The following is a 14,719-nucleotide window of genomic DNA, read 5'->3' on the forward strand; positions in this document are numbered from 1 at the left end:
GCTCGATCCGTGACCGTTCGTTGTCAGTAACGACTGTCCGACCCGACGGTCGAAAAATCCGGTCCGCAGTGCGAGAAGCGTTAGCGGAGGTTTCGGGTAGAAACGCCAGCGGGACTACGTCAGGCGCCCGGCACGCCCAGTGCCGAGACCGAGCCGATACCGACCAACTCGAGGGCCGCGAGGACGACGACCGCGGCCGCCCAGGCGGCGACGCCAACCCCGGTCGACCGCAGCCAGCCGAGGTCGTAGCGCCATTTGACGACCGCGACCCAGGCGACGATCGCCAGCAGCCCCCCGATCAGCGGCACCGACTCGAGGAGCGCCCAGGCCAGTGCGGCGAGTAGCGCGGTCACTACCGCGTGGCCGTAGTCGCGGGCGTCCGCGACGATGTGGGTACCGGCGTGGAGGGCCACGCCACCGATCAGCAGGCTCACGGCGAACGCGAGCAGCCGGTCCTCGAGACCGATCGTCGCCGGCGGAGCGAATGGGGGCATGGGATGAGTTAGCTAGTGGGTCGCCTATTCGTCGGTCGATTCGGTGTCGTCGTCGCTGGTGTCGTTGTCGCTGGTGTCGTCGTCGCTGGTGTCGTCGTCGCTGGTATCGTCGGCATTCTCTTCGTCACCGTCGGCCGGCGTCACGTCGCTGATCGCGTCGCCGAGCGATCCGTCGAGGGTCCCGCTCAGGAACGACGAGATACGGTCGTGGATTTCGGAGACGTGGTCGGGGACCTGATCAGGGAGGTCGACGTTCGGCCCCTGTCCGTTCCGGTCGTCAGCACCGGTGTCAGCGGCGGCTCCGTTCTCGCTTCGGTCGTCGCGTTCGTCCGCGGACTGTGCGCGTTCGTTCGCGGGCTGTTCGTCCGTGCTGTCCGCGTCCGTATCCACGGACACGGGAGCGTTGCCGGGTGCCGCAGCGGCGAACCCGGTGATCATGAGCAATGCGGCGAGTGCAACCGCGATGAGGGTCGTTCGTTTCATAGCTCGCAGTCGTTTCTCGGTGGTCCGATGGCCTTGAAGGGGTGCTGTCGTGAACGCGCTTTTCCACCGTTTGAACTCGTTTGACGGACGTTTTCGCCCGTTTGTGGCCCGTTCAACGCAGATCAACCGAGGCTGAGTCGGCGACGCCCGGTCGCATCCGACTCGAGTCACGTCGACGGCTCGGGCGGGCCGACTGACGAGTCGCCGCGGACGATCACAGCCCGATGGCTGGCGTCGGCTGCCCGAGACGCAACGGACTTGCCCGCCGCCGGCAACCATCACATATGATCGATACGACCGCCGAAATCGTGCTGTTCGACGGCTTCGACGAACTCGACGCCATCGGCCCCTACGAGGTCCTCGAGAACGGGGCCCAGGCCGGTGCATCGCTCGAGACGCGGCTGGTGACCCTGGCGCAGACCGATCTCGTGACGGCCAGTCACGACCTCCGGGTCGAACCGAACGGGACGCTGGGCCGGCCGGACCTGCTCGTGGTCCCCGGCGGCGGCTGGACTACCGAGGGCGGCGTCCGGGCGGTCGTCGAGGACGGCGCGCTCCCCGAGACCGTCCGCGAGCGGTACGACGACGGGACGACGATCGCCTCGGTCTGTACCGGCGCGATGGTGCTCTCCGAGGCGGGGATTCTCGCGGACCGTCCCGCGACCACACACGCCGTCGCGCGGGACGATCTCGAGGCCGCCGGGGCGGACCTGATCGACGGGCGCGTCGTCGACGACGGCGACGTCCTCACCGCCGGCGGGGTCACGTCGGGGATCGATCTGGCGCTGTGGTTCCTCGAGCGCGAGTTCGGCCCGGACGTGGCGGAAACGGTCGCGACCGAGATGGAATACGAGCGCCGCGGCCGGGTCGTCGCGTAATCGTCGGTCGTGCCAAACGGCTATACGCGGCCGTCGAATAGCCCGACGCACATGACTGCTGTGCTGTTCGATATGGACGGCGTACTGGTCAACAGCGAGGACTTCTGGGTCGACTTCGAGCGCGAGGAGCTCTTCCCGGCGGCCGTCCCCGACGAGGACGTCGATCTCGCCGAGACGAGCGGGATGAACTTCCGCGAGATCTACGACTACCTCGAGGAGGAGTACGGAACCGAGATTTCCCGCGAGGAGTGGATCCGGCGGTTCAACGAGGCCGCCAAGGAGATCTACACCGAGCGAGCCGACGCGCTCGAGGGACTCCACGATCTGCTGGCCGAACTCGAGAACCGCGGAGTTCCGACGGCGCTCGTCTCCTCGTCGCCCCACGACTGGATCGGGATGGTCGTAGAGCGGTTCGACCTCGAGGGCGACTTCGATCGGGTCATCAGCGCTGACGACATCGACGCGGCGAGCAAGCCGGCCCCCGACGTCTTCGAGTACGCAGCCGACGAACTCGGCGTTGCTCCCGAGGAGTGCGTGGTCGTCGAGGATTCCGAAAACGGGATCGAGGCGGGCGCTCGAGCGGGCGCGATCGTCGTCGCCTACCGGATCGAGGCCCACGGCGACATCGATCGCTCGTCGGCGGACGAGATCGTGGATTCGCCGGCAGCGCTTCGAGACGCCGTGCTCGAGTTGGTCGAACGGGCGTAACGGGCCGTTTTCGCCGCTACCGAACGTTGACCGTCCGGCTCCCCTCGATCGGCAGCAGCGGCTCCTCGGGGAAGGCCACGCTGACGGTGAACTCGAGTTCGTCGGCGTCGGCACCGAAGACGCCGACCGGGAGGGTCTCGGCGTCGCGAAGGTAGGTATTCGTGCTCGTCATCTCGACGCCGTTGACGGTCACACGAATCCCGGCGCGGGCCGGCTCCCCGACGTTTCGGACCGTGACGTCGCAGACTTCGTTCTCGCCCGTTGCGATCGAATCGGGGAACCGCCCCCACTCGAGGTCGATCGAGGGCAGCGACTGGGCCCCCTCGTAGACGCGCTCGGCGACGCCCTCGGAGAGTCCGGCGTCGACGAGTCCCGTGACGCCCGCGCCGACGACGTCGCCGGGGGTCGACAGCCCTTCTTTGGCGAGCTTGCTCGCCCGACCCGGTCCGACGCCGTCGATGGCCGTCAGCCCGACCGCGTCCTCGGCGACGCCGTTCTCGATGCGGGCCTCGACCCGGCGCGCGAGGTTCGCGGCGTGGGGGCCGACGAAGCGATCGAGGAAGGCCCCGAGCGCCGAGAGGAGCCGCGTCGCGTTTCGTCGGATGACCCAGGCGTCGCTGCGCAGTTCGGCCGGCGTCGAGCCGCTGGCCGCGCCGCGGAGGATCGCGAGCACCTTCCGCTGGCCTGCCTCGAGGCCCTCCGTGTTCTCGCCGACCAGCACCGCGTTGACCGCCTCGCGCTCGTCCTGCCGGGCCGAGACCGAGTCGAACTCCTCGGCGGTCGCGACCGCCTCGAGGATGTCGCCGGCCGTGAGTTCGTCGCCTCCCTCCCCCACGCGGTCGCACAGTGCTGCGAAGCGGGCCGCGGTGTCGAGCCGCAGATAGTACTTGGAGGTCAGGACGCCCCGCGGCGTGGCCTCGATCGAGAGGTCCGCGCCGGTCTCGACGAATCCGCGCTCGACCAGCCCCTCGAGGCAGTCCCGGACCCGCTGGCGCAGGTTCGGGAAGTCGTAGTCGTCGGGCTTCGACTGACCGCGAACGTAGTAGAAGGTCGTCTCGAGCCAGTCCATCACGTCATCGAGATCGGTGATCGTCCCCATCGCGATCTCGGCGTTGAGGTGGGTCTCGAGGCTCTCGGCGAGTCGGGACTCGATCTCCTTGCCGTCGCGAAGCAGCCGGCGGTACTTGTCGGCCTCGGCGGAATCGCAGACGACCCAGCCGTAGCCGACGTCGTCGTAGCCCGGCCGGCCGGCGCGGCCGAGCATCTGGAGCACGTCGAGCGGGCTCATGTCGACCTCGCCCTCGAGCGGGTCGTGAAGCTTCGTATCGCGAATTACCACACAGCGGGCGGGCAGGTTGACTCCCCACGCCAGCGTCGAGGTCGAAAAGAGGAGTTCGACGTGGCCCGCTTTGAACCACTCCTCGACGAGATCGCGGTCGTTCTTCGAGAGGCCGGCGTGGTGGAACGCGACGCCGTCTAACACCGAATTCCGGAGCGTGTCGTTCTCGAGTTCCTTCGATTCGGTGTGAAAATCGTAATCGCCGCGTGCGCCCATCGGGATGTCCCGTTCGGCGATCTCGTCGCGGGCCTTCTTCGCGGCTCGGACGGTGTCCTGCCGGGAGGAGACGAACACCAGCGACTGGCCGTCCTCGCGGAGGTGGGGTTCCGCGAGGTCGAGCGCCCGATACAGGCGACGGTACTTGTCCGCGAACGAGTTCTCGCCGTGCGTGTAAGTCTTGACGCCCGCGTTGAGTTCGACGGGGCGGTACTCCTCGCCGAACTCGAAGGTGTTCTCCGCCGGGGCGTCGAGCCACGCCGCCACGTCGTCGACATTGGGCATCGTGGCCGACAGCGCGACGATGCGGGGCTCACAGAGCCGCCGCAGGCGGGAGATCGTCACCTCGAGCACCGAGCCACGGCGGTCGGCGTCGAGCAGGTGGACCTCGTCGATGACGCAGACGTCGATGTCGGTGACGAAGTCGTACCGGCGCGAGTCGTGTTTCCGGGTCGCCGAGTCGAGTTTCTCGGGGGTCATCACGAGGATGTCCGCCCGGCGCGCGCGCCGCGGGTTCAGGTCGCGCTCGCCGGTGACGACGTAGACCGAATAATCCAGACTCTCGAAGCGGTCCCAGTCGTCTTCCTTCTCGTTGGTCAGCGCTCGCATCGGGGCGATAAACAGCGCCGTCCCGCCGTCGGACAGCGTCTTGCAGATCGCGAGCTCCGCGAGCGCGGTCTTCCCCGAGGCCGTCGGCGCGCTCGCGACCACGTTCTCGTCGGTCTCGAGCAGTGCGGGCAGTGCCTCGCGTTGCATCCGGTTGAACTCCTCGAAGGCAAAAGCGTCGGCGAATTCGGGGAGAACCTCGGCGACCTCCATCACACGGAAACGGGGGGTGCCGGGTCAAAGGCGTTTCCTTCGAGCCTCGGCGCGTACGTCGCGCGGTCGCCGACCGCGCTTACCGCGCACTCACCGTGTCGCGACCGCGAGGACCGCGCCGGCGGTGGCGAACACGAGCGGGTACAGCACGCCACCGAGGACGATAGCGGGGAGTAGCTCCGGGCCGGTCGAGGTGGTCGCTTCGATCCCGAACGCGGACCCGCTGGCGCTGGCCTCCGCGACGAGCGCACCGAGGCCCACGACCGCACCGTAGCCGACCGCCACCGGTGCGCCGACGATGACGGCTTCGCCGAGGTCGGTCGCGTTCCACCGGACGGCCAGCAAGCCGCCGGCTGCGACCAGGACGAGCGGCGGGAGCACGTACAGCAGGCCCGCACCAGCGCTGTCCGACTGGGCGATGAGGTCGAGGGTTCTCGTCCCGCCGAGCGAGCCGACCTGGCTGCTGGCCTGGATGTCGACCAGGTGTGCCTCGTAAAAATACCAGGCGACCCCCTTCCACGTCGCGACGTCGTCACCGAAGGCGTCGCGGACCTCGCCGCTGACGAGCAGGTAGGTCACGAGGTAGCCGACCACGGCGGCGAGGACGCCGGCCCCCGCGCTCGCCGCGAGACTCGAGCGACGCGTTACCGGGACACGATCCGACGCGGACAGGTTCGAAGCCATTGTATTGGTCCCGGATCACACTTTATCTAATGTGTCTTGTGGTCTGTCCGTATTCTTTTCAGGCGGCTGGCTTATCGGGTGCGACGCTCTCGAGCTGGTCGCTGAGACGACTGCTCGCTCGTTCTGGCTGGGGGACGCGTTCGAAGGTTAGCTCCGGATCGCCCGATCCGGCGGTGTAGACGGTCAGATCGCCGTACCCCAGCAGGCGACCGATCCCGCTCTGGCTGAGGCTGGTGTTCTGGACGCGCTCGAGTCGAAACTGGGTGACGTCTCTCGAGACGATCCCTCGCTTCTTGTAGAGCTCCGAGGAGGTGATGACGTAGCGGGTGTTCGTCCAGACGAGGTAGCGACCGACCGCGACGGCCGCGCCCACCACCGCGACGAGGACGCCCAGCAGCGTCAAGAGGCCGACGCCGTCGGTGGCGCTCCAGCCGGCGACGAGCATCCCGGCGAGCGCGATTCCGACCCCGACCGGTAGCTCGCTACCCATCGTGATTGGATGGGGGCGGCTCTCCCAGACGACGCTCTCGTCGTCGCCGATATGGAACCAGTCGGGCGTCGAGCCGAGTGCCATCGGCCCCGCCTATTCCGTACCCGTCTGTAAAGCTATCGGGGTAAGGGGGTGGTTACCTCCGGTCTCGCGGAGAGTCAGGCGTATTGACGGTGACCTTGACCGCCTCGCCGTGGAGCCGACGGGTCGACTGCGAGGCGAGGTAATCGGACGGCTCCGACCGACACGGTTTTTCACTGCTCGGTCCGATACACGACTATGAGCCGCGCCCGAAAGCCCGACTGGCTGAAGAGTCGGCCGCCGTCGGGGCAGGAGTTCGCCGGCATCCGCGAGACGCTGCGCGAGCACGACCTCCACACCGTCTGTGAGGAAGCCAACTGCCCCAACCTCGGGGAGTGCTGGTCGGGACGAGCCGGTCCCGGCGGGAGCGGAGCGTCCGATACCGAAACCGGCGGCGGGACGGCCACTTTCATGCTGATGGGCGACCGCTGCTCTCGAGCCTGCAACTTCTGTGACGTCCAAACCGGCGGGATGGAGCCCCTCGACCCGGACGAGCCGGAAAACGTCGCGAGCGCCGTCGCGGAGATCGGCCTCGACTACGTCGTCCTCACGAGCGTCGACCGCGACGACCTCCCCGATCAGGGCGCGGGTCACTTCGCCGAGACGATCCGCGAGATCAAGGCCCGCCACCCCGGCATCCTCGTCGAGGTCCTCATCCCCGACTTTCGGGGCGAAGAACGGCTCGTTCGGAAGATCGTCGACGCCGAACCCGACGTGATCGCCCACAACGTCGAGACTGTCGAGCGCCTGCAGTTCCCCGTCCGCGACCGCCGCGCCGGCTACGAGCAGAGCCTCTCGGTGCTCGAGTACGTCGACCGCGAATCGGACATCTACACCAAGACCTCGATCATGCTCGGCCACGGCGAGTACGACCACGAGGTCTACCGAACGCTGGCCGATCTGCGCGAGCGCGGCGTCGACATCGTCACCCTGGGGCAGTATCTGCGCCCCTCGAGGAATCACCTCGAGGTCCAGCGCTACGATCATCCCCACAAGTACGAGACGTGGCGACGCGTCGCCGAGGACGAGTTAGGGTTCCTCTATTGCGCGAGCGGACCGATGGTCCGCTCGTCGTACAAGGCCGGCGAACTGTTCGTCGATGCGGTTCTGCGTGAGGGCAAGAGCGTCGCGGCGGCGAGGGCCGACGCGCACCGATCCGCCTCCCAGCAGACGGAGTCCTGAGAGGCAGTCACCGACCGGACGGATTCGGTCCGGACTCGATTACACTTCTCTTTCGTCCAGTCTCGGCTTGGAAACCGAAGCAAAATCCGACGTACATCAAAAAATGGCTATTTTCGATCTATCATGTCCAGTACTGTCGCGTATCGCCCGATAGTTCGACGGCTGTGAGGCAATACTCTCACCAATAGTAAACTATTTTGGGAAACTCCTTTACGGTGAGCGATAGTCTGGTAGCGTATGTACAGGTGGGTTTCCCCGTGAGTACGTTACAGCGCGATCCCGACGAGCGAGTACAGGTACTCGACGACGCCGGTCGGGTTCGCGAGGGTGCCGACGTGCCCGACCTCACCGAGGACGAACTCGTCGAGATGTACGAGCAGATGCGACTCGTGCGCCGCTTCGACGAGCGGGCGGTCAGCCTCCAGCGCCAGGGGCGGATGGGGACCTATCCGCCGCTATCGGGCCAGGAGGGCGCACAGGTCGGCAGCGCCCACGCGCTGGCCGAGGAGGACTGGGTCTTCCCCAGCTACCGCGAACACGGCGTCGGGCTGGTTCGGGGCCTCTCCCTCGAGCGCACGCTGCTCTACTGGATGGGTCACGAGCGAGGCAACTACATCCCCAAGGACGTCAACATGTTCTCGGTCGCGGTGCCGATCGCGACCCAGATCCCCCACGCGACGGGCGCGGCCTGGGCCTCGAGGCTCAAGGGCGAGGAGAAGGCGTTCGTCTGTTACTTCGGCGACGGCGCGACCTCGGAGGGCGACTTCCACGAGGGGCTGAACTTCGCCGGCGTCTTCGACACGCCGAACGTCTTCTTCTGTAACAACAACCAGTGGGCCATCTCGGTGCCGCGCGAACGCCAGACGGCGAGCGCCACCCTGGCTCAGAAGGCGACCGCCTACGGCTTCGAGGGCGTCCAGGTCGACGGCATGGACCCGCTGGCGGTGTACAAAGTCACCAAAGAAGCCGTCGAGAAGGCGAAGGACCCCGGCCCCGGCGAACTGCGACCGACGCTGATCGAGGCGGTCCAGTACCGCTTCGGCGCGCACACGACCGCTGACGACCCCTCCGTCTACCGTAACGACGAGGAGGTCGAGCGCTGGAAGCAAAAGGATCCGATCCCGCGCCTCGAGACCTACCTCCGGTCGATCGGCGTGCTCGACGACGAACGGATCGACGCGATCGAGGCCCGGATCGAGGAGGACGTGGCCGACGCGATCGAGGCCGCGGAGTCGTCCGAACGCCCCGAGCCCGAGGAGATCTTCGCGCACGTCTACGAGGGGATGCCCCGACGGCTACAGAAACAGCTCGAGTACTTCGAATCGATCCGCGAGGACCACGGCGACGACGCGCTCTTGGAGTGATATCATGGCAGCAGAATCAAGCTCGGAAAGTCTCACGCTGGTACAGGCGGTACAGGACGGGTTGCACACCGAAATGGAACGCGACGACGACGTCGTCGTCATGGGCGAGGACGTCGGCCGGAACGGCGGCGTCTTCCGCGCGACCGAGGGGCTGTACGACGAGTTCGGCGAGAACCGGGTGATCGACACGCCCCTCGCCGAGTCCGGGATCGTCGGGACGGCGATCGGGATGGCCGCCTACGGGATGCGGCCGGTGCCCGAGATCCAGTTCATGGGCTTCATCTATCCCGGATTCGACCAGATCGTCTCGCACGCCGCGCGCCTGCGGACGCGCTCGCGCGGACGATTCACTTGCCCGCTCGTCATCCGTGCCCCCTACGGCGGCGGCATCCGAGCGCCGGAACACCACTCCGAGTCGACGGAGGCGATGTTCGTCCACCAGCCCGGCCTGAAGGTCGTCATGCCCTCGACGCCGTACGACACCAAGGGGCTGCTCATCAGCGCGATTCGGAGCCCGGATCCGGTGATCTTCCTCGAGCCGAAGCTCATCTACCGGGCGTTCCGTGAGGACGTGCCCGAGGAATCCTACGAGGTGCCGATCGGCGAGGCGGCCGTCCGCCGCGAAGGGAGCGATATCTCGGTCTACACGTGGGGCGCGATGACCCGGCCGACGCTCGAGGCCGCCGAGAACCTCGCCGACGAGGGCATCGACGCGGAGGTCGTCGACCTGCGGACGGTGTCGCCGTTGGACGAGGAGACGATCGTCGAATCGTTCAAGAAGACCGGCCGCGCAGCGGTCGTCCACGAGGCCCCGAAGACGGGCGGATTGGGTGCGGAGATCACCGCGACCCTCCAGGAAGAAGCGCTGCTGTACCAGGAAGCGCCGATCGAGCGTATCACGGGCTTCGACACGCCGTTCCCGCTGTACGCGCTCGAGGACTACTACCTCCCCGAGGCGGCGCGCATCGAAGACGGCATCCGAGACGCGGTGGGGTTCTGATATGGTCAGGGAGTTCGAACTGCCGGACGTCGGCGAGGGGGTCGCGGAGGGCGAACTGGTCACGTGGCTGGTCGAGGCGGGCGACGCGGTCTCCGAAGACCAGCCGGTCGCGGAGGTCGAGACCGACAAGGCGCTCGTGGAAGTGCCCGCACCGGTCGACGGCACGGTGCGCGAACTACACGTCGAGGAGGGCGAGGTCGTTCCCGTCGGGACGGTGATCATCTCGTTCGACGTCGAGGGTGAGACGAGCGGTGACACTGCGAGCGAGAGCGAGTCGAGGCCGACCGAATCCGAACGGGAGCGGACGAGCGAGCCCGCTGGCGTCGACGAACCGGGCGAAGGCGGCGAGTCGGCTGGCAGTCCCGGCGCGACCGGGGCCGACACCGAGGCGGTCGCGGCGCCCGACGACCGGGTCTTCGCGCCGCCACGCGTCCGTCGGATGGCGCGAGCGGAGGGCATCGACCTCTCGAGGATCGAGGGCAGCGGCCCCGGCGGTCGCATCACCGCGGCCGACGTTCGGGCCGCCGCGAGCGGCGGGGGCGACGACGCAGCGGGTCGAGCGCAGCCCCAGGCCGTCGGTGACGAGTCCGACGTGGTCGAATCCGGTTCGGCCGACTCGAGCGCGGACGCTGCCGGCGAGGACACTGTCACGGACTCGAGAGCCGGCACCGAGGCGGCCTCGAGTCCACAGCGGACCGAGCCGCCGGCGAACGCCGAGTCCGCTGATCGCGACAGGACGCTGGCCGCCCCCGCGACCCGGCGGATTGCCGAGGAAGAGGGGATCGACATCGACGCCGTTCCCGCGACGGAAGAGCGCGACGGCGAGGCGTTCGTCACGCCGGAAGCGGTTCGCGAGTACGCTGAGACACAGCGCCGGGCGCAGGAAGCGGACAGGGACGCGATCGAAGCCGGCGGGCAGGCCGGAACAAAGGGAACGCAGTTCGCCGACGGCGAGCGCGAACGCCGCGAACCGTTCCGGGGGGTTCGCAAGACGATCGCCGACGCGATGGTCGAGTCGAAATACAGCGCGCCCCACGTCACTCACCACGACGAGGTCGACGTGACCGAACTCGTCGAGGCGCGCGAGGACCTCGCGCCGCGCGCCGACGAACGCGGCATCCGGCTGACCTACATGCCGTTCATCGTGAAGGCCGTCGTGGCGGCGCTGAAGGAGTTCCCCGAGATGAACGCGGTCATCGACGAGGCGAACGACGAGATCGTCTACCGCGACTACTACAACATCGGGATCGCGACCGCGACCGACGTCGGACTGATGGTGCCGGTCCTCGAGGACGCCGACCGGAAGGGACTCCTGCAGCTCTCCTCCGAGATGAACGAGCTCGTCCAGAAGGCCCGCGATCGGACGATCAGTCCCGACGAACTGCGGGGATCGACGTTCACGGTCACGAACGTCGGCGGTATCGGCGGCGAGTACGCCACGCCAATCCTCAATTACCCCGAAGCAGGCATCCTCGCGATCGGCGAGATCAAGCGCAAGCCGCGCGTAGTGACCGACGACGACGGCGACGAATCGATCGAACCCCGTTCGGTACTGACCCTGTCGCTGTCGTTCGACCACCGGCTTATCGACGGTGCCGTCGGCGCACGGTTTACGAACACCGTTATGGAGTACCTCGAGAACCCGAGCTTACTACTGCTCGAGTGACCCTACACTGAGACACTGACAATGAGCCCGAACACGGAGTCAACGGACGCGAGAGGAGGCGCTTACTGATGGTCGTCGGAGACGTCACCACCGGTACGGACGTACTGGTCATCGGCGCTGGCCCGGCCGGCTACGTGGCCGCGATCCGCGCCGGACAGCTCGATCTGGACGTGACGCTCGTCGAAAAAGACGCCTACGGCGGGACCTGCCTGAACTACGGCTGTATCCCGTCGAAAGCGCTGATCACCGCGACGGACGTCGCCCACGAGGCCGCCACCGCGGAGGAGATGGGCATCCACGCCGACCCGGCGATCGATCTCGCCGGCATGATGGACTGGAAAGACGGCGTCGTCGACCAGCTCACGAGCGGCGTCGAGAAACTCTGCAAGGCGAACGGGGTTACCCTCCTCGAGGGAACCGCTCACTTCGTCGACGAAAACACGGTTCGCGTCTCTCACAGCGGCGAGGGCCAGGGCTCGGAGAGCCTCGAGTTCGAGCACGCAGTCGTCGCGACCGGCTCTCGCCCCATCGAGATCCCGAACTTCGACTTCGCGGACGAGCCCGTGCTGGACTCGAGGCAGGCGCTGTCCCTCGACTCCGTCCCCGACTCGCTGGTCGTCGTCGGTGCCGGCTACATCGGCATGGAGCTGGCGAGCGTCTTCGCCAAGCTGGGGACCGACGTGACCGTCCTCGAGATGCTCGACTCGATCCTGCCGGGATACGACGACGATCTCAAACGTCCCGTAAAGAAGCGAGCGACCGACCTCGGGATCGAGTTCGAGTTCGGCTACACCGCGTCAGACTGGCACGACCGAGAGGAAGGCGGGATCCGCGTCGTCGCCGAGCCGGCGGAGCAAACTGCCGCCGACGGCGGGAGCACGGCGGAGCAAGTCGCGGACGATCGTCTCGAACTCGACGTCGAGAACGTGCTGGTGGCCGTCGGCCGCGAACCGGTCTCGGACACGCTCGACCTCGAGGAAGCGGGAATCGAAACCGACGAGCGCGGATTCATCGATACCGATTCGCGCGCACGCACGAACGTCGACCACATCTTCGCCGTGGGTGACGTGGCCGGCGAACCGATGCTTGCCCACAAGGGCAGCGCCGAAGGAAAAGTCGCCGCGGAAGTGATCGCCGGCGAGCCCGCCGCCCTCGACCACCAGGCGATGCCGGCCGTCGTCTTCACCGACCCCGAGATCGCCACCGTCGGTATGACCGAATCCGAAGCCGAGGAGGCGGGCTTCGAGACCACTGTCGGAACATTCCCCTTCCGGGCCAGCGGCCGCGCGCTGACGACGGGCGACTCGGACGGCTTCGTCAAAGTCGTCGCCGACGAGGCCGACGGCTACCTGCTGGGCGCGTCGATCGTCGGCCCCGAAGCGTCGGAGCTGATCGCCGAACTCGGGCTCGCGATCGAGCTCGGGGCGACGCTCGAGGACGTCGCCGCGACCGTCCACGCTCACCCGACGCTTTCGGAATCGGTGATGGAAGCCGCCGAAAACGCGCTCGATCACGCGATTCATACGTTGAACCGGTAACGGCCGGGCGATGCCGTCGGAACACGACTTCCCGTAGCTACGCGGTGAAAAATGTTCCTCGAGACGATACGAAGCGGAGTTTTCAGTCGCGAACTTACTGTACGTACAGCGAGTAGGCGATCACGACGAAGCCGATGAGCACCAGACAGCTCTCGAGTAGAATGCCCGTCGCGAGACCGACGCCGAGTACTTCGTACAGCATGCCGGCCAGGACCAGTCCGAGCGTGACGAGCCCGAAGCCGGCGGTGAGATAGCCGAGCGCCGGCTGTCGGGTTCGACGGTACGCTTTGAACGCGAAGTACGTAATGACGCTCCCGACGACGAGCACGAGCGTCTTGACGACCGCCAGTGCGAGCATCGTCTCGGCCGATCCGCTGGGAAATGGATTCATGTTTCCTTCCGCACCTCTGACCACAGCTCCGCGAGCCGCTCGTCCGCCGTCCGGGCCGGCCGCTCGATCTGGACCGCCAGCGATCGATCCTCGTCCAGCGAGAGCGTAATCTCGTCGAACGCGACCGAGTACTTACTCGCGTGGTGGCCGTCCTGACGGATCTCGGTCGACTCCTCGAGCAGAGTCGATTCGGTCAGTAACTCGAGCTTTCGGTACAGTGTCGACTGCGGGATCTCACATTGCTTCGTTAACTCGGACGCCGTCATCGGTTCCTCTAGCTTCCGGATGATTTCACGGCAGTCGGGATCGTCCAGCGCAGAGCAGATCTCCTCTGCGGACGGCGTCGACTTCGAAGCGAACGGGTCCCGGACCATTCGTCTGCCCCTTACAACGCACGTGGTTTATCGGCATCGATGCGTCTCCCGCGACACGACACCTTCTTGCGCGTGTGCGCTCGAGTGCGACCACGCGGGTATCATCCGGCCCGACCGTACCTTCGAGGGTGGGATGACCGGCCGACCTCCGCCCGCGTGACATTCTGCCGACCGATATCGCCGCTCGAGCGAACTACTCTCTTTATTAGTGTCATCTACCCTATCTTCTCATGGAAAACCGTGTCATGGTAGCGGGTTCCGATGGTCGACCGAGACGACGGCCTTATATACCAACCCGGCCTTCCACACTAATGCGAACGACGTGGCGCACACCGCCACGTTCCCTCCGGCCGAAACCCGGCGCGGAGGTAGGCACGGCATCCACCCTCTGACGCGCCGTCGGTTCGATCCGATGGCCTTATCAGTATACGGGCGTTCCGAAGAAGATGTGCTCGCGGCCGGCGTTGCCGGCCGCAGCGATCCGACGCCTTTATACGTATCAGGGCGTTCAGTTTGGATCGCACACACCCTCGCCGGGTGCGGTTTCCGGCGTGGGAACGATCCGACGCCCTTAAGTGTACGAGGGTATTCGGATGTTAACGCAACGAACGCGTGATCGACGGCTCGGTCGACTCTCGAGTCGTCGTCCCGTTCTCGGACGGTCGTGGTCCGAAGGGGTTATGTACCCCAGACGGCTTACGAATACGTCCGAAGGAAATGAGGATCCTACCCCTGCGGTCCGCCGTACAGATGGGATCTGATGTTAGCCTTGGTAGTTCGGTGACGCCCGACCGGTCATCGCGACCGACCGTGTGTCATCGAACGTGGACCATTAGCAACAAGTGTGAGTGTGTACCAACATTCACCGCCAACCTCCCCAGCTCCGCTGGGGAAGAGCATTCCGGTTGATCCTGCCGGAGGTCATTGCTATTGGAGTCCGATTTAGCCATGCTAGTTGCACGAGTTCAGACTCGTAGCAGATAGCTCAGTAACACGTGGCCAAACTACCCTA

General features: G+C 66.5%; 13 protein-coding genes, 1 rRNA gene and 1 pseudogene. 8 read left to right on the plus strand and 7 right to left on the minus strand.

From position 1 onward, the window contains the following. Positions 1-119 precede the first annotated feature (119 nt). Together NDO75_RS15710 and NDO75_RS15715 are read right to left on the minus strand one after the other, a co-directional pair. The gene (locus NDO75_RS15710) at positions 120-494 is read right to left on the minus strand and encodes a hypothetical protein (protein ID WP_310907513.1); all 375 of its coding nucleotides are present in this window, start codon (positions 492-494) and stop codon (positions 120-122) included. Positions 495-518: 24 nt separating this feature from the next. After that, positions 519-977 carry a hypothetical protein gene (locus tag NDO75_RS15715; protein ID WP_310907515.1) on the minus strand — a complete coding sequence of 153 codons (459 nt, stop codon included), beginning with the start codon at positions 975-977 and terminating at the stop codon, positions 519-521. Positions 978-1,261: 284 nt separating this feature from the next. Here NDO75_RS15715 and NDO75_RS15720 point away from each other — a divergent pair, with 284 nt between their 5' ends. Next, entirely contained in the window at positions 1,262-1,855 is a 594-nt protein-coding gene (locus NDO75_RS15720) for a DJ-1/PfpI family protein (RefSeq protein WP_310907516.1), read from the plus strand. A gap of 51 nt (positions 1,856-1,906) precedes the next feature. Beyond that, a complete protein-coding gene (locus tag NDO75_RS15725; RefSeq protein ID WP_310907517.1) occupies positions 1,907-2,563 on the plus strand; it encodes an HAD family phosphatase in 657 nt (218 codons plus the stop codon). Positions 2,564-2,579: 16 nt separating this feature from the next. On the opposite strand, the gene NDO75_RS15730 is transcribed toward NDO75_RS15725, so the two are convergent. The 3 genes from NDO75_RS15730 to NDO75_RS15740 all read right to left on the minus strand — a co-directional run bounded on the left by NDO75_RS15730 (position 2,580) and on the right by NDO75_RS15740 (position 6,195). Continuing rightward, positions 2,580-4,937, minus strand: coding sequence for a DEAD/DEAH box helicase (locus NDO75_RS15730; protein WP_310907518.1), 2,358 nt, complete (start codon positions 4,935-4,937; stop codon positions 2,580-2,582). 90 nt (positions 4,938-5,027) lie between these two features. Beyond that, positions 5,028-5,621, minus strand: coding sequence for a hypothetical protein (locus NDO75_RS15735; protein ID WP_310907519.1), 594 nt, complete (start codon positions 5,619-5,621; stop codon positions 5,028-5,030). Positions 5,622-5,679: 58 nt separating this feature from the next. Next, positions 5,680-6,195, minus strand: coding sequence for a PH domain-containing protein (locus tag NDO75_RS15740; protein ID WP_310907521.1), 516 nt, complete (start codon positions 6,193-6,195; stop codon positions 5,680-5,682). A 183-nt stretch (positions 6,196-6,378) separates the two neighbouring features. On the opposite strand from NDO75_RS15740, the pseudogene lipA reads away from it, so the two are divergent. The 5 genes and pseudogenes from lipA to lpdA all read left to right on the plus strand — a co-directional run. Next, positions 6,379-7,374: pseudogene (lipA, locus tag NDO75_RS15745) on the plus strand (lipoyl synthase); the annotation flags it as partial. 257 nt (positions 7,375-7,631) lie between these two features. Continuing rightward, entirely contained in the window at positions 7,632-8,738 is a 1,107-nt protein-coding gene (gene pdhA / locus NDO75_RS15750; RefSeq protein ID WP_310907522.1) for a pyruvate dehydrogenase (acetyl-transferring) E1 component subunit alpha, read from the plus strand. Between the two features lie 4 nt (positions 8,739-8,742). Continuing rightward, positions 8,743-9,738: an alpha-ketoacid dehydrogenase subunit beta gene (locus NDO75_RS15755; protein WP_310907524.1), complete on the plus strand. Its 996-nt coding sequence runs from the start codon at positions 8,743-8,745 to the stop codon at positions 9,736-9,738. A gap of 1 nt (position 9,739) precedes the next feature. Further along, positions 9,740-11,404: a 2-oxo acid dehydrogenase subunit E2 gene (locus NDO75_RS15760; RefSeq protein ID WP_310907525.1), complete on the plus strand. Its 1,665-nt coding sequence runs from the start codon at positions 9,740-9,742 to the stop codon at positions 11,402-11,404. Positions 11,405-11,472: 68 nt separating this feature from the next. Further along, positions 11,473-12,942, plus strand: coding sequence for a dihydrolipoyl dehydrogenase (gene lpdA, locus NDO75_RS15765; RefSeq protein WP_310907526.1), 1,470 nt, complete (start codon positions 11,473-11,475; stop codon positions 12,940-12,942). Between the two features lie 94 nt (positions 12,943-13,036). On the opposite strand, the gene NDO75_RS15770 is transcribed toward lpdA, so the two are convergent. Together NDO75_RS15770 and NDO75_RS15775 are read right to left on the minus strand one after the other, a co-directional pair. Further along, positions 13,037-13,333: a hypothetical protein gene (locus tag NDO75_RS15770; RefSeq protein WP_310907527.1), complete on the minus strand. Its 297-nt coding sequence runs from the start codon at positions 13,331-13,333 to the stop codon at positions 13,037-13,039. Further along, complete coding sequence (locus tag NDO75_RS15775) at positions 13,330-13,707, minus strand: helix-turn-helix domain-containing protein (protein WP_310907528.1); 378 nt, start codon at positions 13,705-13,707, stop codon at positions 13,330-13,332. The genes NDO75_RS15770 and NDO75_RS15775 overlap by 4 nt, the downstream gene beginning before the upstream one ends. A gap of 898 nt (positions 13,708-14,605) precedes the next feature. On the opposite strand from NDO75_RS15775, the gene NDO75_RS15780 reads away from it, so the two are divergent. After that, positions 14,606-14,719, plus strand: a 16S ribosomal RNA gene (locus NDO75_RS15780); the annotation flags it as partial.

This window comes from Natrinema sp. 1APR25-10V2 (assembly GCF_031626495.1).
Taxonomy (GTDB): domain Archaea; phylum Halobacteriota; class Halobacteria; order Halobacteriales; family Natrialbaceae; genus Natrinema.